Here is a 19,273-nt window from a genome sequence, read left to right as displayed (position 1 = left end):
GCTCCTGACGCACCGCGAGGGGCCCGGCACCTCGGTGGTACCGGGCCCCTCGCGGCGATTCGGGGTCACTGGCGTGCCCCGGGTTGTACGCGACGCGACCTGAGGTTCTACAGGTACGGGCCGCCCGCGCGGCCGCCCGCGCGGCGGTCCTCGTCGCCGTCGGGCGAGCCTACGCCCGGCGGGAGGGCTCGGCGCATCTGCTCCAGCTGGGCCCGCGCCGCCATCTGCTGGGCGAACAGCGTGGTCTGGATCCCGTGGAAGAGGCCCTCCAGCCAGCCCACCAACTGGGCCTGCGCGATGCGCAGTTCCGCATCGCTCGGAATCGCTTCGTCCGTGAACGGCAGGGAGAGCCGCTCAAGCTCCTCGACGAGCTCGGGAGCGAGACCGTCCTCCAGCTCCTTCACCGAGCTGGCATGGATCTCCTTCAGACGCTGCCGGCTCGCCTCGTCCAGGGGAGCGACACGCACCTCCTCCAGCAACTGCTTGATCATGCTGCCGATGCGCATGACCTTCGCGGGCTGCTCCACCTGTTCCGTCACCGGGACCTCGCGGGAGTCCTCGTCTCCGGTGCCGCCGAGAGCCATTCCGTCCTGGCCCACGACCAGGATCCTCTGAGCGTTCTCCGACGACCGTTCGTTACTCGGCATCTCCATGCCGCCATTCTCTCGCACCCGTACACCTCATCACCTTGGTGCCCCCGGTGGGGAGTGATCCACCCTCCGGCATCCGTCAGACCAACTCGGAAGGGGGTTCCGTGGCCGCCGCCGCGGCAAGGCGCTGCAGTCTGGCCTCACAGTGGTCGAGCCAGAGGAGTTCGGCCTCGGTGTGCAGCACCAGCCGTTCCAGGCCCAGCAGGCGGGCGACCTCGTCCCGGTGCGCGGGCGGCTCGGCGAGGGCCGCGCAACGCTGCCGGGTGTGCTCCCGCAGCGCCTCCCTCAGGTGCCGGCGCTGTGCCTCGACGACCGCCCGTACGTCGACGCCGGGCGCGCCGAGGGCCATGGCCAGCTTGATCGCGAGCTCGTCGCAGGGCGAGCTCGCGCGTTCCACCGGACGGGCGTACCAGTCGTGCAGTTCGGCACGGCCGGCACCGGTGAGCGCGTACTGCACACGCCCCTCGGCGTCCCGATCCTCCGGCACCACCAGCCCGTCCCGCTCCAGCCCTGCCAAAGCCGTCTCGACCTGCTCGGTGTCCAGCGTCTCCATGGCCCCGGTCCGCGCCTCCAGCTCCGTGCGCAGCCGGGTGCCGTCCCGGGGACCGCGCTCCAGCAGCGCCAGCAGGCCGTGGCGTATCGACATGGCCGTATCTGTAGCGGGTGGGGTGGGTGAGTGCCAGCCGGGACGACCGCGCGCCGGCCCCGCGGGCCCGCCGGTCGAGATGCCGGGCGCCGAGGTCCGTGTGAGGCTGATCGCGTTGATCTTGCCGCCCGAACACGGGAGGGGGTCACCCACGTGACTCCATGGCTCCGAACGCCGCTCACGCTCCACATACTTCGCGTGGCCGTCCTGCCGCCTTTCCTCATGACAGCGGCCGTCCTCGGCACGTACTGCATATCCACCGCGTACGGCATTCCGCCGGGGCATGGGATACGGCCCGCCCACGACCTTGGGCCCCCCGCCCCGCACGCCGCTCAGACGACCATGAACCTCCGGCCGACCACGTACGCCGCCCAGGCCACCTTCAGCCTCCGGCCCACCGCGTACACCGCTCAGACCGCCCATGGCCTTGGCCCCGCTCCGCAGGCCCCTCAGCACGCGCACGCTCTCCGGCCCACCACGTACGCCGCTCGGTCCTCCCGTGGCCTCGGGCCCGCCCCGTACGCCCGTCGGACCACGCAGGCTCTGCCACCCGCCTCGTACGCCGTACGGACCACGCAGGCTCTGCCACCCGCCTCGTACGCCGTACGGACCACACAGGGTCTTCCTCCCGCCCCGTACGCCGTTCAGACCACGTACGACACCCATGTGCCGTATCGGGCCGCCCAGCCGACGTACTTCACCCGACTCGCGTACGCCACCTCACCCTTCGCGCGGCCATCCTCGGCGCCTTCCCCCACTCCCGAGCACAAGACGTCAGCCACGCCGACCGACGGATCCGGTTCCGGGCGGCCCAAGCAGTCCGCCTCTCCCACCCGCGAACCCGTCCCCGAGCCCGAAGCATCCTCCGGCTCCGCGCATCCACTCGCCCGCTGGCACGTGCACGCGCATCCACCCACCCCTGAGCACGCGCATCCACCCACCCCAGAGCACGCGCGTCCTCCCGCCCCCTGGGACGCCGCCGCTCCCCTGACCTCCGCCCGGCCCTTGCCCGACCCCTCCCGCGCGGGCAGTTGGGCCGGTGAAGGGAAGATGCGGCCCGGGCGGCCGGAGTCCCAGCCAGAGGACGAGGAGGACGAGGAGGACGAGCCCACGTACCCGGACCAGGACCCGACGACACCGGCGTATCGGACGCCCGGGCCGGCGGATCCGGACACAACGGAGCCCACCGGCACCGGGGACCCGGGCACAGGCACCCAGTCGTCCGCTGGTGCGATCGCCCCCGCTGAAGCCTCCCCCACCCCGCCTCGGGGCGCCGCCGCCCCCGCGCAGCAGGCCGCCGCCTCGGAAACGACGCTGGAGATCCTGCCTCTCGGCAGCGGCCTGATGCTCATGGGTCTCGGTATGGGGCTCGCGCTCCTCGCCCTGCGCCTACGGCGGGAATGACCGACCCACCCGCTTACGGCGCAACCAGCAGCACCTTCCCGACGTGCCCACTCTCATCCAGCACTCGATGGGCCGTGGCCGCGTCACTCATCGGAAGTTCGCGGTCGACGACCGGGCGGACGTGCCCGGCGGAGATCAGCGGCCAGACGTGCTCCCGTACCGCCGCGACGATCGCCGCCTTCTCGCCGAGCGGTCGCGCCCGCAGCGAGGTCGCCGTGATCGCCGCCTGCTTCCGCAGCAGCGTGTTGATGTTCAGCTCGCCCTGCACACCACCCTGAAGGCCGATGATCGCGAGCCGGCCGTTGACCGCGAGCGCCCGGACGTTGCGGTCCAGGTACTTCGCGCCCATGTTGTCCAGGATGACATCCGCGCCCGCCCCGGCCGTGGCCTGCTGGATCTCCTCCACGAAGTCCTGCTCGCGGTAGTTGATCAGTACGTCGGCACCCAGTTCGGCACAGTGGTCCAGCTTCTCTTTGGTGCCCGCCGTGACCGCGACCTTCGCGCCCACCGCCTTGGCCAGCTGGATCGCCATCGTGCCGATACCGCTGGAGCCGCCGTGCACGAGGAGCGTCTCACCCGGGCGCAGATGAGCGATCATGAACACGTTCGACCAGACCGTGCAGGTCACCTCGGGCAGCGCCGCCGCCTGGCGCACGTCGAGCCCCTCGGGCACGGGCAGCAGTTGCCCGGCCGGGACGGCGACCTTCTCGGCGTATCCGCCGCCCGCCAGCAGCGCGCACACCTCGTCACCGACCGCCCATCCCGAGACGCCGGGTCCGAGCGCGGCGATCCGTCCGGAGCACTCGAGTCCGGGGTAGGGGGACGCTCCCGGCGGCGGGCTGTAGAGGCCCTGCCGCTGAAGGAGATCGGCGCGGTTGACGGCGCTGGCCACCACCTCGACCAGCACTTCTCCCTCGGCGGGTACGGGATCGGGGACCTCGGTCCACACCAGCGCCTCGGGCCCACCGGGTTCAGGAATCGTGATCGCGTACATGAGGGGGACGCTACTCCTCACGCTGAGCCGCCAAGGCCCCGTCGCCCCGGATGTTTCACGTGAAACACTTCCCGGCCGGGCTCAGCGTGCCGAACTCACCCCGCCAGCCCCCAGGGCAGGTCCAGGAGTTCCAGCTCCTCACCGGGATGGGCGCCACCAGGCGGTACGACCGCGAGGGCATCGGCGGCCGCGATGCCGCGCAGCATGGCCGGGCCGTTGTAGTGCAACGGCACCGCATGGTCAGCACGTACGGCAACGGGGATGAGCCGGGTGTCGTACGGATGGCCGTGGGCGGAGTCCTTCAGGGGCAGCGTGTACGGCTCCGGGGCCAGGCGGCCCGCGAGGGTGCGCAGCAGCGGCTCGGCAAGCGTGAGCAGGCCGGAGACGGCCGCGAGGGGGTTGCCGGGCAGGCCGACGAGGTGCTGGTCCTCCCGGGTGCGGGCGAGCAGCATGGGGTGGCCGGGGCGCACCTTCACACCATCGACGAGGAGTTCGGCGCCGACGCGGCGCAGGGTGGGGTGGACATGGTCGACGGGGCCCGCGGCCGTGCCGCCGGTGGTGACGATCAGGTCGGCCGTGGAGGACGTGACCGCCCGGTACAGGGCCTCGGCGTCGTCGCCGAGCCTGCGGACCGCCACCACGTCCGCACCGAGCGCGCGCAGCCACGGCGGCAGCATCGGGCCGAGCGCGTCCCGGATCAGACCGTCCCTCGGCAGTCCTTCGGTGAGCAATTCGTCGCCCAGGACCAGCACTTCGACGCGCGGCCGCGGCAGCACCGAGAGGATGTCGTACCCGGCGGCAGCGGCCAGTCCGAGCACGGCCGGGGTGACCTGGGTGCTGGGGGGAAGCAGTTGGTCATCGGCGTGGCACTCCTGGCCGCGCGGGCGGATGTCCTGCCCGTGCGCCACCGTTGCGGTCCCCCCTGCCCGAGCGGAGCCGAGAGTTGGGGGGAGGGCGGCGTGCAGCCGCCCCTTGTCGTCGGTGTGACCGTGCTCGCTGCGCAGGACGGCGGTGGTGTCCGGCGGGATGCGCGCGCCGGTGGCGATCCGCACCGCCTCGCCGTCATCGAGCGGCGTCGGCTCCGCGTGCCCGGCGAGGACCCCTTCCTCCCGTACGGCCCACGGGCCGGGACCCGCGACCGCCCAGCCGTCCATGGCCGAGGTGTCGAAGGAGGGCAGGTCGGTAAGGGCGGTGAGCGGCGCGGCGAGGACCAGTCCGAGGGCGCCGTCGAGGGGGACGTCGACGGGTTCCCGCCGGGGCACGGACCGTGCGGCACGCTCGGCGACGGCACGGGCCTGCGGCCAGGGGGTGGCGTTGTGCCGGGCGTGGTGCTTGGACGTGGCCGTGGAGGAGGGTTCGCCGCCGCCCACAGCGCGGTCCCGCACGAGAGCGAGGGCCTCTTCGAGGTCGAGGTCGTGTTGTTCCTCGGACCGGAGGGAGGGGCGGGCCTCCCGCGGACGGCCCCGCCCGCCACTGTCGTTCCCCACTGCCAGGGCCTCCTTCACGTCGCGTTCCTCGGTGTCCGGACGCCCCCGGACACCCGGGCCGTCATCCGGCGTCCGGCTTGGCCCCGGCGGCGTCCTCGTCCGCCCAGCGCAGGGCCAGTGCGGCCGCCTTGCGGGCGGCCTCGGCAACCGCCTCGGGCCCGCCCTTCGCCTGCGCGGCGGCGTAGCCGACGAGGAAGGTCGTCAGCGGGGCCGCGGGCCGGGCGACGCCGTGCGCGGCGTCACGGGCGAGGTCGAGGAGAACGCCGGTGTCGACGTCGAGGTCGATGCCGAGCTCTTCTTTGACTGCGGAAATCCATTCATCCAACACGTGCCCATGCTCCCTGATACGTGACCGGGCGGATGCGATGTCGTCCCAGGTGTCGCAGTCGAACGACGCCACGGGGTCGGAGATACGGGTGAGGTCGAGGCCCGCGACCAGGCGCCGCAACGGAAGATCGGTGAGACCACGGCCGGGGCGCTGCCCGGCACTACCGCTGTGCTCGACAAGCTCGGCGTGACCTTCGCGGCCTGTGGGATCGGCGTGACTTTCGCGGCCTGTGGGATCGGCGTGCCCTTCGCGGCCTGTGGGATCGGCGTGACCGGTGTGCTCGGCGCGGCTCACGGGACCAGAGTGCTCGGTCTGTCCGGCGTGTTCGACCTGACCGCTGTGACCACCGTGACCGGTGTGACCGGTGCGCCCGGTGCGCCCGGTGCGCCCGGTGCGCCCGGTGGCCAGTCGCTCCAGCTCGCGGCGCAGCGCCGTGCTGCGGTACGCCGCGACGAGGGGCTGGTCACGGCCCTCGGGGTCGGTGAGCAGTACCCCTTCGGCACCGCTCGACCGAAGGGTGCCCAGCAGCCGTCGAACCGTCCCCTCCTCCAGGAACGGCAGGTCGGCGGAGAGCACGACGACATATGCCGCCGAGGTCCGTTGGAGGCCCGCGTCCAGCGCGGCGACCGGTCCGGCGCCCGGCGGCTCCTCGCGGGCCCAGGCCACCGGGCGCACGGTCGGCCTGGGGTCGGCGACGACCACCGTCGTGGCCGCACCGCCGCAGGCCGCCAGCACGCGGTCGAGCAGCGCCCGCCCGCCGACGTGCACGCCGGGCTTGTCGACCCCGCCGAGCCGCCGGGCGGCACCGCCGGCGAGCACGACGGCGTCGTACACGTCGGCGTCGGAGTCGCCGAGGGGCACATACGCGGTCATGCCACCGAGTATGGGCGCCGCATGGATCATTGCCACCCCCACGGACCTCAGCGGTACGCGGGAGCTTCCTCACAGTGCTCGATGGTCGTCCGTTCGCGGCTCCGGGCTCAGAGCGTGCGCAGGAGCACCGCCGGCTGTTCCACGCAGTCCGCCACGTACCGCAGGAAACCACCTGCCGTGCCGCCGTCGCACACCCGGTGGTCGAAGGTCAGCGAGAGCTGCACGACCTGGCGCACCGCCAGCTCCCCTTCGTGCACCCAGGGCTTGGGGACGATGCGGCCGACGCCGAGCATGGCCGCCTCGGGGTGGTTGATGATCGGCGTGGAACCGTCGACACCGAACACTCCGTAGTTGTTCAACGTGAAGGTTCCGCCGGTGAGTTCCCCGGGTGTGAGGGTTCCGGCGCGCGCGGCCTCGGTCAGCCGCGCGAACTCGGCCGTCAGTGACTCGGCGTCCCGCGCGTGCGCGTCGCGTACGACGGGGACGACGAGTCCCCGTTCGGTCTGCGCGGCGAACCCGAGGTGCACCTGGTCGAGCCGGACGACCTCCCTGGCCTCCATGTCGACGGTGGAGTTGAGCTCGGGGAAACGGGCGAGCGCGGCGGTGCAGATGCGGGCCAGCAGCGCGAGCAAGGAGATCTTGGGGCCTCCCGTCGCGTTCATGGCCGCCCGGGCGCGCATGAGCTCCGTGGCGTCGGCGTCCACCCAGCAGGTCGCGTCGGGGATCTCGCGCCGGCTGCGGGAGAGCTTGTCGGCGACCGCGCCGCGAACTCCGCGGAGGGGGATGCGTGTGCCCGGGGTGGTCGTCCCGCGCACGGCGGTGCCCGCTCCGGGCGCGTACAGGGCCGCCTCGGGAGCCGCTGCCGCAGTCGCGGGGAGTGGCCCTTGCGCGGCGGTGCGCGCAACTGGCGAGAGGACGCTCGTCGCGGGCCCGGCCGCGGCCGCCGGAGCCGCCGTGACCGTCATCGTGCCCGTCGCCCGTCCGCGGGCCGCCGTGGCCCTCACGACGTCCTCCACGTCCGCCCGCAGGATCAGCCCGTCCGGTCCGGAACCCGCCAACTGCCGCAGATCCACGCCGTTCTCACGGGCAAGCTTGCGCACGAGCGGGGAGATCACCGGGACGGGACCGTCGGAGCGCTCCGGGGCGGCCTCGCGGCGCGTCCGGCTCAGGGCCCGGGACGCCGGCGCCTCGGTGGCGGACGCGGGGGCAGCGGTGGCGGACGCCCGGCCGGAGGCCACCGAGGTCGGAGCCTCTCCACCGGCAGGCTCGCTCTTCCGGGCTGTCCCGTCCGCGGGCCGTGCGCCCGGCTGAGGCGGCCGTACCCTGCGGCGCCGGGCCGGGGCCGCCGATGTGCCGTACCCGACCAGCACGTTCCCGGAGGACTCCGCGGCCGGTTCCGCGGGCTCGCCGACCGCGACCGTCAACAACGGTGAGCCGACGGGCAGTTCCGTGCCCTCTTCCCCGAAGCGGGCCGTGACCACGCCCCCGTAGGGGCACGGCACCTCGACCATCGCCTTGGCCGTCTCCACCTCCACGACCGGCTGGTCGACCGCGACGACGTCCCCGACCTGCACCAGCCAGCGGACGATCTCCGCCTCGGTCAGCCCCTCCCCGAGGTCCGGCAGCCTGAACTCCAGCACTTGAGCCATCAGCTCTCCGCCTCCCACTGCAGACGCCCCACGGCGTCCAGGATCCGGTCGACGCCCGGCAGATGGTGCCGCTCCAGCATCGGCGGCGGATACGGGATGTCGAACCCTGCCACCCGCAAAACGGGCGCCTCCAGATAGTGGAAGCAACGCTCGGTCACGCGCGCGGCGATCTCCCCGCCCGGCCCGCCGAAGCCCGTCGACTCGTGCACCACCACGGCCCGGCCCGTGCGGCGCACGGACGCGGTCACCGTCTCGTCGTCGAACGGCACCAAGGAGCGCAGATCGACGACTTCGAGGTCCCAGCCCTCGGCACGCGCCGCCTCGGCCGCCTCCAGGCACACGGGCACCGAGGGGCCGTACGTGATGAGCGTGGCGCTCCGGCCCGGGCGCCGCACCACCGCGCGGCCTATCGGTTCAACGGCGTCGGGCTCGTCGGGGTTCCAGGAGTCCTTCGACCAGTACAGCCGTTTGGGTTCCAGGAAGACGACCGGGTCGTCGGAGGAGATGGCTGCTCGCAGCAGCCCGTACGCGTCGGCGACGGTCGCGGGCGTGACGACGTGGAGCCCCGGGGTCGCCATGTAGTACGCCTCGGAGGAGTCGCTGTGGTGCTCGACGCCGCCGATGCCTCCCCCGTAGGGGACGCGGATGGTGATCGGAAGGGGCATCGCGCCGCGGGTGCGGTTGCGCATGCGCGAGACATGGCTGATCAGCTGTTCGAAGGCGGGGTACGCGAACGCGTCGAACTGCATCTCCACGACCGGCCTGAGGCCGTACATCGCCATGCCGACGGCCGCGCCCAGGATGCCCGCCTCGGCGAGCGGCGTGTCGGTGCAGCGGTCGTCACCGAACTCCTTGGCGAGCCCGTCGGTGACTCGGAAGACACCGCCGAGCGTGCCGACGTCCTCGCCCATGACGTGCACGGACGGGTCGGCGGCCATGGCGTCGCGCAACGCACGCGTGAGGGCCTGCGCCATGGTGGCCGGCTTGAGGGCAACGGTCGTCATCGCACGGCTCCTTCGGGTCCGGCGGCCTCCGCGTCCAGTTCCGCCTGCAACTGCGTCTCCTGCTCCAGCAGTTGAGTGGTGGGCTGGGCGTACACATGGGCGAACAGGTCCATGGGGTCGAGCGCCGGGTCCTGGTTCATGCGCGCCCGCAGGTCCGCCGCCAGTGTCTCGGCGTCCTCGCGCGCGGCCTGTATTCCGTCCTCGTCGAGCAGCCCGCGCCCGGTCAACTCCCGCTCCAGCAGCAGGATCGGGTCGTGGTCGCGCCAGGCCTCGACCTCGCCGTCGGCGCGGTAGCGCGTCGCGTCGTCGGCGTTGGTGTGGGCGTCGATGCGGTACGTCACCGCCTCGACGAGTGTGGGGCCACCGCCCGCGCGCGCGTGCGCCACGGCGTCGGCGAGCACCTCGTGCACCGCGGCGGCGTCGTTGCCGTCGACCAGGCGGCCCGGCATGCCGTACCCGACGGCCTTGTGGGCCAGGGAGGGCGCCGCGGTCTGCTTGGCGAGCGGGACGGAGATCGCGAAGCCGTTGTTCTGGACGAGGAAGACGACCGGCGCCTGCCACACCGCGGCGAAGTTCATGGCCTCGTGGAAATCGCCCTCGCTGGTGCCGCCGTCGCCGACCATCGCGAGCGCCACCACGTCGTCGCCCTTCAGACGCGCGGCATGCGCGAGGCCCACGGCGTGCGGCAACTGGGTGGCGAGGGGGGTGCACAAGGGCGCCACGCGGTGCGCGTACGGGTCGTAGCCGGTGTGCCAGTCGCCGCGCAGCAGGGTCAGCGCCTGGACGGGGTCGACGCCGCGGGCGACGGCGGCGAGCGTGTCCCGGTAGCTGGGGAAGAGCCAGTCGCGCTCCTCAAGGACGAGCGCGGCGGCGACCTGACAGGCCTCCTGCCCGGTGCTGGAGGGGTAGACGGCCAGGCGGCCCTGCTTGGTCAGCGCCGTCGCCTGCGCGTTGTACCGGCGGCCGCGCACCAGCTGGGCATACAGCCGGCGCAGCAGCTCCGAGTCGGCCTTGGCGGCCGCCTCGGTGCCGAGGACACGGTACGGCCGCGCGTCGGGCAGCAGCGGAGCGGGGTCGGTACGGGGCTGCCAGGCGGGCGGCGGCGTCGGCCGGTAGGCGTCCCGCTGCTCCATGACCGTCATTACGGCACCTCCTCGTGGGAGCGGCTTCAGGCGCGCCACGGCAGTGATGCGCCTCACCTACCGATTGTTCGGTCGTCGACACATTTTGGCTACAGGCACCTACAGGCTGTGGACAAACGGTTCTCCACAACCTGAGATGGACGCAGTACGTCCATGGTAGAGAGGCGGGGGTACATGGCACCTGAACAAATGGCCGAGCCGCCGGAGCACGGTCCCGCACTGCTTCCCCCGCGCCCCCTCGACGCCATCGACCGGGACATCCTGCAGATACTCCAGGCGGACGGCCGCGCCTCCATACGGTCGGTCTCCGAGCGCGTCCACGTATCGCGCGCCAACGCCTACGCGCGGATCAACCGGCTCATCGAGGACGGAGTGATCCGCGGCTTCGGGGCCCGCGTCAACCACGAACGCGCGGGTCAGGGCACATCGGCGTACATCACCCTGAAAATCGTGCAGAACTCCTGGCGCACGGTCCGCGAGCAGCTGCGCATGCTGCCCGGCGCCTCCCACATCGCCCTGGTGGGCGGTGACTTCGACGTGCTGCTGCTGGTGCACACGCCCGACAACAAGGCGCTGCGCGAGCTGGTCCTCACCCGGCTCCAGGCGATCCCCGAAGTGCTCAGCACGCGCACGCTGCTGGTGTTCGAGGAGGAGGACCTGGAGCCGGAGAACTGACCTCCGAAGGCCCCGGAGCCGGCCGACGACCACGAGAACCCGGGCCGACCGACCACGAGGACCCGAGCCGACCGATCTGGAAAGCCCGGGGCCGGCCGCCTCAGTGGTCCTTGCGCAGCCCCGAGAAGACCAACCGCACGACCGCGTCGGCGACTTCGCGCTCCCCCATACCGCGCCCGTCGGGCCGGTACCACTCCACGACCGAGTTGATCATCCCGAAGACGAGCCGCGTCGCGAGCCGCACCTCCACGTCGCCGCGCACGTCCCCGTCGGCGGCCGCGGCCTTGAGCAGCTCGGCGACCTGGTGGTCGAACTCGCGGCGCCGCTCCAGCGCCCACCGCTCGGTGTCGGTGTTGCCGCGCACGCGCAGCAGCAGCGTCACATACGGCAGCTCGGCGGTGAGCACCTCGACCATGCGCCGTACGACGTACTCCAGCCGCTCCACGGCACGCCCCACGCGCGCGTGCTCCTCGTCGAGGATCTTGAAGAGGCCGTCCAGCGCCCGGCTGACGGCGCGGCGCAGCAGCTCCTCCTTGCCCGCGACATGGTGGTAGATCGACGACTTGGAGATGCCGGCGGCCTTGGAGAGATGTTCCATGGAGGTGCCGTCGTAGCCGCGTTCGTTGAAGACCTGCACGGCGACGGAGAGCAGGCTCTCCGGGGTGTACGTGTCGCGCTTGACGGTGGTCATGAGGTGCCCTCCCGCTTCTCGGAGGCGTACGCGTGCCGGTAGAGCGCGAGGGACGGGGCGTACCGTCCGGAGGGGTCGCGCATGTGCAGGTCGTCCAGGAGGTCGTAGGCCCAGCCGCGGCCGAGCCTGCGGCTCCATTCGAAGGGGCCGAGCGGGTAGTTGACGCCGAGGCGCATCGCCGTGTCGATGTCCTCCTCGGTGGCCACGCCCTTGGCGACGGCGTCGTGCGCCAGGTCGACGATCCGGGCCACCGTGCGGGCGACGATCATGCCGGGCACGTCCCCGATGACGCTGACCTCCTTGCCGAGCGCCTGGAAGAGCCCGGTGGCCTCGGCGAGGGTCTGCGGGGAGGTGTCCTGGGAGGCGGACAGGGCGATACGGGTCGCCCTGCGGTAGTCGAGCGCCAGGTCGAAGTAGACGACGTCACGGAACTCGACGGAGGTCTGCCCGTCGGCGAGGACCAGCTGGCCGCCGCCGGGCAGCACCAGGCGGGTGCCGTGGTCCTCGTCGTCCTCACGGACGCCGATGCCCGCCTCGCGGATCAGCGCGAGCAGTTCGCCGGCGGGGCCCAGGTCGCCCTCGGCGACGACATACGCGGGCGCCTGCGCCTTCTCCGCGGTGTGCGGCTCGGGCCGCTCGGCGTCGTCCCCGTGGTCGTACCAGCCCTGTCCGCTCTTGCGGCCGAGCCGACCGGACTCGACGAGCCGCCGCTGGGCGAGTGAGGGCGTGAAGCGCACGTCCTGGAAGAAGGACTCCCACACGGAGCGGGTGACGGATTCGTTGACGTCCTGCCCGATGAGGTCGGTCAGCTCGAAGGCACCCATCCGGAAACCACCCGACTCGCGCAGGACCGCGTCGATGGTGGCGGGGTCGGCGGCCTGCGCCTCGTAGACCGCGAACGCCTCCGCGTAGAAGGGCCGCGCGATGCGGTTGACGATGAAGCCGGGGGTGTCCGCGCAGGCGACCGGGGTCTTGCCCCAGGCGCGGGCCGTCTCGTACGCGCGCGTGGCCGACGTGACGTCGGTGGCGAACCCGGAGACGACCTCCACGAGCGGCATCAGCGGCGCCGGGTTGAAGAAGTGCAGGCCGACGAAGCGGCCCGCGTTGCGCAGGGCACCGCCGATGGCGGTCACGGACAGGGACGAGGTGTTGGTCGCGAGCAGGCAGTCGTCGCCGACGACGTCCTCCAGCTCCCGCAGCAGCCGCTGTTTCACGTCCAGGCGCTCCAGGACCGCCTCGACGACGAGGGAGCAGTCCGCGAGCTCGGCCAGGCTCTCCGCAGCCAGGAGACGGGCGCGGGCCGCGTCCCGCTCGGCGCCGGTGAGCCGGTCCTTCTCGACGAGCCGGTCGAGGCGTGCGCCGATCGCGGCGGCCGCCTCCTGAGCGCGGCCGGGGACGGCGTCGTACAGCCGCACGGGGTGGCCCGCGACCAGCGCGACCTGGGCTATGCCCTGGCCCATGGTGCCGGTGCCGACGACGGCCACCGGGCTGCTGAGGTCGAGTGCTGTCATGTCCGCGATCCTCCCGCACCGGGGTATCCACAGATGCGGCGGACCCCCTTGTCCCGACCGATCGTTCGGTTACTCTAACTCTGTCCGGCTGTTCCTGCCCAGGTCACGAGCTCAAGGGAGAGCTCACGAGACGAGGAGTTGGTCCCGCATGGCCGCCGAACTCACCGCGCACCAGCTGATCGCCCAGCACCGACCCACCCTCGACCAGGCGCTGGAAGCGATCCGCACGCGCGCGTACTGGTCCCCCCACCCCGAACACCCGAAGGCCTACGGCGAGAACGGCAGCCTGGACGCGGCGGCGGGCAAGGCCGCCTTCGACGCCCTCCTCGGCACCCGTCTCGACCTCGGCCAGCCCGGCACCGACGACTGGACCGGCGGCGAAGTGTCGCCGTACGGAATCGAGTTGGGGATCACCTATCCCCACGCGGACATCGACGTGCTGCTGGCCGCCATGAGCGCGGGCCGGCAGGCGTGGCGCGACGCGGGCGCGGAGATCCGCGCGGTGGTCTGTCTGGAGATCCTCAAGCGCATCAGTGACCGGACGCACGAGTTCGCGCACGCGGTCATGCACACCAGCGGCCAGGCCTTCATGATGGCGTTCCAGGCGGGCGGCCCGCACGCGCAGGACCGCGCCCTGGAGGCGGTGGCGTACGCGTACGTGGAGCAGGTCCGCACGCCCGACACCGCGGAGTGGACCAAGCCCCAGGGCAAGCGCGACCCGCTGACGCTCACCAAGACGTTCAAGCCCGTCCCGCGCGGCATCGCGCTGGTCATCGGCTGCAACACCTTCCCGACGTGGAACGGCTACCCGGGCCTGTTCGCCTCCCTGGCCACCGGCAACGCGGTCCTGGTCAAGCCCCACCCGCGCGCGGTGCTGCCGCTCGCGCTCACCGTGCAGGTGGCCCGCCAGGTGCTGACGGAAGCGGGCTTCGACCCGAACCTGGTGGCACTGGCCGCCGAGCGGCCCGGCGAGGGCATCGCCAAGACGCTCGCGGTGCGCCCGGAGATCCGGATCATCGACTACACGGGCTCGACGGCGTTCGGCGAGTGGCTGGAGACCAACGCCCGGCAGGCGCAGGTCTACACGGAGAAGGCCGGCGTCAACTCGGTGATCGTGGAGTCGACCGACAACTACAAGGGGATGCTGTCGAACCTGGCGTTCTCCCTGTCGCTGTACAGCGGCCAGATGTGCACCACCCCGCAGAACCTGCTGATCCCGCGGGACGGCATCTCCACCGACGAGGGCCCGAAGTCGTACGACGAGGTGGTCGCCGATCTCGCGCGGTCGGTCGGCGGCCTCCTGGGCGACGACGCGCGTGCGAACGCACTGCTCGGCGCGATCGTGAACCCGGACGTCAAGGCCCGTGTGGAGGCGGCGGCGGGGCTCGGCGAAGTCGCTCTGGCCTCGCGGGAGATCGCCAACCCCGAGTTCCCGGAGGCGGTCGTCCGCACCCCTGTGATCGTGAAGCTCGACGGCGCCAAGCCGGACGCGGAGGCCGCCTACATGAGCGAGTGCTTCGGTCCCGTCTCCTTCGCCGTCGCCGTCGACTCGGCGGCGGACGCGGTGGAGCTGCTGCGGCGCACGATCAGGGACAAGGGTGCGATGACCGTAGGCGCGTACACCACCTCCCAGGAGGTCGAGCGGGCCGTCGAGGAGGCCTGCCTGGAGGAGTCCGCCCAGCTCTCGCTCAACCTCACCGGCGGGGTGTACGTCAACCAGACGGCCGCCTTCTCCGACTTCCACGGCTCGGGCGGCAACCCTGCGGCCAACGCGACCCTGTGCGACGGAGCGTTCGTGGCGAACCGCTTCCGGGTCGTGGAAGTACGCCGGGAGGCGTAGAAGCCGCTCAGGCGGGTGCGCCCCCGGTGGCACTCCAGTGGTACAGCGTCATGGCCACACTGGTCGCGAGGTTGTAGCTGGAGACCTGGGGGCGCATCGGCAGGGACACCAGGTGGTCGGTGCGGGCGCGGAGTTCGCCCGACAGACCGGTACGCTCCGAGCCGAACGCGAGCACGGCGTCGTCCGGGATCTTCAGCCCGCGGATGTCGTCGCCCTCCGGGTCCAGCGCGAAAAGCGGGCCCGGCGGCAGCTCGGGCACCGTCAGCCGCTCCACGGCCGTCGCGAAGTGAAGCCCTGCCCCGCCACGGACGACCGTGGGATGCCAGGGGTCGAGTGTGCCGGTCGTGACCACCCCGGTCGCACCGAAACCAGCCGCGAGGCGGATCACCGCACCCGCGTTGCCCAGATTGCGCGGGTTGTCGAGGACGACGACGGGGGCGGTGCGGGGCGTGCGCCGAAGCGCTTCCAGGTTGGCCTCGCGCTCGGGCCGCTCGGCGAGGGCGGCGATCCCGGTGGGATGCGGGCGCGGCACGAGGGCCTGGTATGTGGCCTCCGGGACCTGCGTCAGGAGCGTGTCCAGGGTGTCCCGTACATCGGGGGCCAGCTCCTCGGCCAGGGTCAGCGCCGCCCGCCGGTCGGTGGTGACAGCGACCGGCACGCGAGCGTGGAAACGTATCGCGTGCTTGAGCGCGTGGAAGCCGTCGAGCAGGACGGCGGTGTCGGCCGTCCGGCGCCAGGTGCTCAGCGGGTCGGTCGTGCTGCGGGGCAGATCCGTCATGCCATACAACCTACGTGCGGTGCGGGCCGGGCAGCCTCTGCGCCCGACGCCGGCCGTGGGGCCACGGGCGGCTCGGGCGTGCAGCGGCTCGGGCGGGGAGGCCGACCGGTGTGCGGCTCAGGCCGTCGAGCTCACCTGCGGGCGTTCGGCCGCCTCCTCGGTCGGCGGCCGCTGCCCGCGCGGCCCGGGCAGCGTACGGCTACGGCCTGCGCCGCCCGCCATCAGCCGTGCACGCGCGCGTGCCGCCCATACGCCCAGCCGCCGCAGGAAGGACGTCGGCAGGAACACGGCGTCCGCGGCGATCATCGCGAGCGAGAAGAACGGCAGCCCGAGGACCACGGCGATCGCCAGGTGCTCGGCCATCATGAACACCAGCAGGACGTTCTTCACGCGCCGGTTGAAGAGGGTGAACGGGAACGCGACCTGGGCGGCGACCGTCACGTACGTCACCAGCAGCACGATCGCGCCGTATGAGGCCAGGAGGTCGGACAGGGCGGGCCAGGGCGAGAAGGAGGCGATGTGGAGCGGGTAGTAGACCGCGGTGCCGTCCTGCCATCGCGAGCCCTGGATCTTGTACCAGCCGGCGGTCGAGTAGATCAGACACGCCTCGGCCATGATCACGAGCAGGGCGGCGTTGTGGACGAAGTTGGCGACGACGTCCAGCAGGATGCGGGGCTGCCCATACGGGGCGCGCCGGCCGACGTACCACCACAGGCCGTGCACGGCCCACAGTGCCCAGAACACGATCAGCCAGTCGGTGCCCATCCGGCCCGAGCCCGTCGCCAGGGCCAGCGCGAGGCCGAGCACGCCCCACAGGGCCGGTCCCACCCGGTCGGGTTCCGGCCGCTCACCAGACACCCGTACCGCGAGGGCGCGCCTGGCGCGCCGCTCGTCCAGCGACCACACCTGCCCGCAACGCGTGAACACCAGGTAGATCGCCATCAGATGGATGACGTTGTCGCCGCCGTCACCCATGAAGACACTGCGGTTCTGCAGCGACAGCACGCCCACCATGAACAGCACGGACATCGTGCGGGTGCGCCAGCCGACCAGCAGCAGAGCGCTCGACAGGACGGCGAGGACGTACACGGCCTCGAACCACACCCGACTGTCGGACCACAACAGGAGCGTGAAGGCGTGGTTCTTCGTGACGAGCCGCTGGGCCAGGTCCCAGCTCCACGGTCCGTCGGGCCCGTACATCTCGTGGCGGTGGGGGAACTCACGCAGCAGGAACAGCAGCCAGGTGGTGGCGAAGCCGATGCGGATGACCGCGGTCTGGTACGGGCCGAGGGCGGCCTCGGTGATGCGGGCGACACCGCGCGAGACGCGCAGGGTGATGCGGTTCATCAGGCGCCCACTCCCGCCTGCTCGCTCTTCGACAGCGACCACCAGGGCAACTGGCGGTACACGGGCGTGGTGGAGACCCGCTCCGCGCTCCACTTCGGGGGCCGCACGTTGGAGATGCGGGTGCGCACCTGGACGCGATCGATGGTCTCGCCGCGGCCGGCCGCGTGCTCGCGGCCGAGGCGCAGCACCGCCACGCGGCGCAGATAGTCCGCGGACAGGGCGCCGCGCAGCCCCGCGGGCCGGTTCTCGCCGTCGTGCGAGGCGACATAGAAGTCCCAGGCACGGCGCAGTTCGTTCTGCCGCGTGTGGCTCGGCAGCGGATTGCCGTGGATGGCGGCGCCGTCGAGCGCGGAAAGGTCGTACCAGCCGGTCGTCCGCACACCGCCGTCCCCGGTGAGCACCTCGGCACGGACCTGGACGTTGATGTTCTGCTGGAGCGGGTTGGGCGCGAACAGCTTCCAGTTCTGCTCGAACTCGGGGTAGATCCAATCGTCGATCGTCTTGCCGTGCGCCTTGGTGAGGGTGTTCGACGGCGCGACGTGCAGGAACACCATCCCGAGGTGCACACAGGCGGTCAGGGCGACTACCGCGAGCGCCAGCGCGGCGGGGATCTGGTAGCGCGGGGAGAGGGCGGCTATGCCGGTGCGCGGAGCGGAGGGCGACTGAGGGGAGGCGGTCACCTCGGGGGCCGGCCGACCGGCGCCGCCGGGCTCCGGGGAAGTGGCGACGGCGGGCAGGGCCGCCGGGTCCGGGCCGGGACCACCCTTGTCCCGCGGCCCGGCTGCCTCCTGCGGAGCCGGATCCCCCGGTACGTCCCTCGATACGCCCACGGGCAGCGGGAGCGCCGGATCGTCAGAACCGCCCGGCCGCTCCCGCCGAGCGTCCGGTCCCTCGTCGTACGCGTCCATCCCGCCCCGTCTCCCGAACCTGCGTGTCCCGGTGCCGTTTCCCTGCCGCCGACCCGGGTCCACCTGCCGTCCCCGCCGCGGGCCGCATCACCCGTTCGCAGCACACAGCGACGTTCGCACCGGAACGGTACTCAGGACCGCCCGCACCGCACAGCCCAATCGGCACAGCGGCCGGACAGCGGCCGGAGGTTATCCACAGCGGTTGACACCCTACGCGGCTCGGCACACCATTGAATCGACCGGACCGAACGATCGGTCGGGAGACGGGTGAGTGGTCGAGGGGGACCGCATGGCGACAGCAGCAGCGCACCGGACGGCCCGCGCGGACGGCACGGCAGACGCCGACGCGGCGGCATACGAGGCCGTCTTCGACGCCGCCGTCGCGGCCGACGAGCGCATCGAACCGCGCGACTGGATGCCCGACGCCTACCGCGCCACCCTGATCCGGCAGATCGCCCAGCACGCGCACTCCGAGATCATCGGCATGCAGCCTGAGGCCAACTGGATCACGCGCGCTCCCTCACTGCGCCGCAAGGCGATCCTGATGGCCAAGGTCCAGGACGAAGCGGGCCACGGGCTGTATCTGTACAGCGCGGCGGAAACACTCGGCACAAGCCGCGACGAGCTGCTCGACAAGCTGCACACGGGCCGCCAGAAGTATTCGTCGATCTTCAACTACCCCACGCTGACCTGGGCAGACGTCGGCGCCATCGGCTGGCTCGTGGACGGCGCCGCGATCACCAACCAGGTGCCTCTGTGCCGCTGTTCCTACGGCCCATACGCACGCGCGATGGTCCGCATCTGCAAGGAGGAGTCCTTCCACCAGCGTCAGGGCTACGAGCTGCTGCTGGCCCTCAGCCGGGGCACACCGGAGCAGCACGCCATGGCGCAGGACGCGGTGGACCGCTGGTGGTGGCCCTCCCTGATGATGTTCGGTCCGCCCGACGACGAGTCGGCGCACTCCGCGCAGTCGATGGCCTGGAAGATCAAGCGTCACTCGAACGACGAGCTGCGCCAGCGCTTCGTGGACATCTGCGTCCCCCAGGCGGAGTCGCTGGGCCTCACCCTCCCCGACCCGCAGCTGCGGTGGAACGAGGAGCGGGTGCACTACGACTTCGGCCCCATCGACTGGACAGAGTTCTGGGAAGTCCTCAAGGGCAACGGCCCCTGCAACGAACAGCGGATAACCCAACGCAGGCGGGCGCATGACGAGGGCGCCTGGGTACGGGAGGCGGCCGCGGCGTACGCGGCGAAGCACAGCGACGGGACGCGGGCGGCCGACGGGCACGCCGGCACGGTCGGTGGAGCGTCGGCACACCAGGCCGGCGAGAACGGGGAGGCGTGAG

At 72.1% G+C, this 19,273-nt stretch carries 17 protein-coding genes; 4 read left to right on the top strand and 13 right to left on the bottom strand.

Annotation, left to right across the window (positions count from 1 at the left end):
• Positions 1–107: 107 nt before the first annotated feature.
• Together Q2K21_RS00285 and Q2K21_RS00280 are read right to left on the bottom strand one after the other, a co-directional pair.
• Positions 108–653 (bottom strand): bacterial proteasome activator family protein, encoded by a 546-nt coding sequence (locus tag Q2K21_RS00285; protein ID WP_310763008.1) that lies wholly within the window; start codon positions 651–653, stop codon positions 108–110.
• A 76-nt stretch (positions 654–729) separates the two neighbouring features.
• Positions 730–1,296, bottom strand: coding sequence for a PadR family transcriptional regulator (locus Q2K21_RS00280; protein ID WP_310763007.1), 567 nt, complete (start codon positions 1,294–1,296; stop codon positions 730–732).
• A 222-nt stretch (positions 1,297–1,518) separates the two neighbouring features.
• Here Q2K21_RS00280 and Q2K21_RS00275 point away from each other — a divergent pair, with 222 nt between their 5' ends.
• Complete coding sequence (locus tag Q2K21_RS00275; protein WP_310763006.1) at positions 1,519–2,700, top strand: hypothetical protein; 1,182 nt, start codon at positions 1,519–1,521, stop codon at positions 2,698–2,700.
• A 13-nt stretch (positions 2,701–2,713) separates the two neighbouring features.
• Here Q2K21_RS00275 and Q2K21_RS00270 read toward each other — a convergent pair whose 3' ends face one another.
• From Q2K21_RS00270 to pdhA, 6 genes are all read right to left on the bottom strand, one after another.
• Positions 2,714–3,694 (bottom strand): NAD(P)H-quinone oxidoreductase, encoded by a 981-nt coding sequence (locus Q2K21_RS00270; protein ID WP_310763005.1) that lies wholly within the window; start codon positions 3,692–3,694, stop codon positions 2,714–2,716.
• Positions 3,695–3,789: 95 nt separating this feature from the next.
• The gene (locus Q2K21_RS00265) at positions 3,790–5,199 is read right to left on the bottom strand and encodes a molybdopterin molybdotransferase MoeA (RefSeq protein WP_386275929.1); all 1,410 of its coding nucleotides are present in this window, start codon (positions 5,197–5,199) and stop codon (positions 3,790–3,792) included.
• A 43-nt stretch (positions 5,200–5,242) separates the two neighbouring features.
• Positions 5,243–6,382, bottom strand: a complete 1,140-nt coding sequence (locus tag Q2K21_RS00260; RefSeq protein WP_310763004.1) for an NTP transferase domain-containing protein — start codon at positions 6,380–6,382, stop codon at positions 5,243–5,245.
• A 107-nt stretch (positions 6,383–6,489) separates the two neighbouring features.
• Complete coding sequence (locus tag Q2K21_RS00255) at positions 6,490–8,031, bottom strand: dihydrolipoamide acetyltransferase family protein (RefSeq protein WP_310763003.1); 1,542 nt, start codon at positions 8,029–8,031, stop codon at positions 6,490–6,492.
• Positions 8,031–9,035, bottom strand: a complete 1,005-nt coding sequence (locus Q2K21_RS00250) for an alpha-ketoacid dehydrogenase subunit beta (protein ID WP_310763002.1) — start codon at positions 9,033–9,035, stop codon at positions 8,031–8,033. The genes Q2K21_RS00255 and Q2K21_RS00250 overlap by 1 nt, the downstream gene beginning before the upstream one ends.
• Positions 9,032–10,177 (bottom strand): pyruvate dehydrogenase (acetyl-transferring) E1 component subunit alpha, encoded by a 1,146-nt coding sequence (gene pdhA / locus Q2K21_RS00245; protein ID WP_310763001.1) that lies wholly within the window; start codon positions 10,175–10,177, stop codon positions 9,032–9,034. The genes Q2K21_RS00250 and pdhA overlap by 4 nt, the downstream gene beginning before the upstream one ends.
• Positions 10,178–10,366: 189 nt before the next feature.
• Between pdhA and Q2K21_RS00240 the strand changes: the two genes are divergently transcribed.
• The gene (locus Q2K21_RS00240; protein WP_310780503.1) at positions 10,367–10,852 is read left to right on the top strand and encodes an Lrp/AsnC family transcriptional regulator; all 486 of its coding nucleotides are present in this window, start codon (positions 10,367–10,369) and stop codon (positions 10,850–10,852) included.
• Between the two features lie 100 nt (positions 10,853–10,952).
• Here the strand turns inward: Q2K21_RS00240 and Q2K21_RS00235 are convergent, their stop codons facing one another.
• Both Q2K21_RS00235 and Q2K21_RS00230 read right to left on the bottom strand, forming a co-directional pair.
• A complete protein-coding gene (locus tag Q2K21_RS00235; RefSeq protein ID WP_310762999.1) occupies positions 10,953–11,543 on the bottom strand; it encodes a TetR/AcrR family transcriptional regulator in 591 nt (196 codons plus the stop codon).
• Positions 11,540–13,054 carry a 3-hydroxyacyl-CoA dehydrogenase gene (locus tag Q2K21_RS00230; protein WP_310762998.1) on the bottom strand — a complete coding sequence of 505 codons (1,515 nt, stop codon included), beginning with the start codon at positions 13,052–13,054 and terminating at the stop codon, positions 11,540–11,542. Before Q2K21_RS00230 ends, Q2K21_RS00235 begins: the two co-directional genes overlap by 4 nt.
• Before the next feature lie 148 nt (positions 13,055–13,202).
• Here Q2K21_RS00230 and paaN point away from each other — a divergent pair, with 148 nt between their 5' ends.
• Positions 13,203–14,894, top strand: a complete 1,692-nt coding sequence (gene paaN, locus Q2K21_RS00225) for a phenylacetic acid degradation protein PaaN (protein WP_310762997.1) — start codon at positions 13,203–13,205, stop codon at positions 14,892–14,894.
• Between the two features lie 7 nt (positions 14,895–14,901).
• On the opposite strand, the gene Q2K21_RS00220 is transcribed toward paaN, so the two are convergent.
• The 3 genes from Q2K21_RS00220 to Q2K21_RS00210 all read right to left on the bottom strand — a co-directional run bounded on the left by Q2K21_RS00220 (position 14,902) and on the right by Q2K21_RS00210 (position 17,927).
• Positions 14,902–15,672: a TrmH family RNA methyltransferase gene (locus Q2K21_RS00220; RefSeq protein WP_310762996.1), complete on the bottom strand. Its 771-nt coding sequence runs from the start codon at positions 15,670–15,672 to the stop codon at positions 14,902–14,904.
• Between the two features lie 117 nt (positions 15,673–15,789).
• Positions 15,790–17,019 carry an HTTM domain-containing protein gene (locus Q2K21_RS00215; protein WP_310762995.1) on the bottom strand — a complete coding sequence of 410 codons (1,230 nt, stop codon included), beginning with the start codon at positions 17,017–17,019 and terminating at the stop codon, positions 15,790–15,792.
• Positions 17,019–17,927: a DUF5819 family protein gene (locus Q2K21_RS00210; RefSeq protein WP_310762994.1), complete on the bottom strand. Its 909-nt coding sequence runs from the start codon at positions 17,925–17,927 to the stop codon at positions 17,019–17,021. The genes Q2K21_RS00215 and Q2K21_RS00210 overlap by 1 nt, the downstream gene beginning before the upstream one ends.
• A gap of 289 nt (positions 17,928–18,216) precedes the next feature.
• On the opposite strand from Q2K21_RS00210, the gene paaA reads away from it, so the two are divergent.
• Positions 18,217–19,272, top strand: a complete 1,056-nt coding sequence (gene paaA, locus Q2K21_RS00205; protein WP_310762993.1) for a 1,2-phenylacetyl-CoA epoxidase subunit PaaA — start codon at positions 18,217–18,219, stop codon at positions 19,270–19,272.
• Position 19,273 lies beyond the last annotated feature (1 nt).

Source organism: Streptomyces sp. CGMCC 4.7035 (genome assembly GCF_031583065.1).
GTDB lineage: Bacteria > Actinomycetota > Actinomycetes > Streptomycetales > Streptomycetaceae > Streptomyces > Streptomyces yaanensis.
The sequence above is the reverse complement of the archived record's forward strand: the minus strand, read 5'-3'. Positions and strand labels throughout refer to the sequence as shown.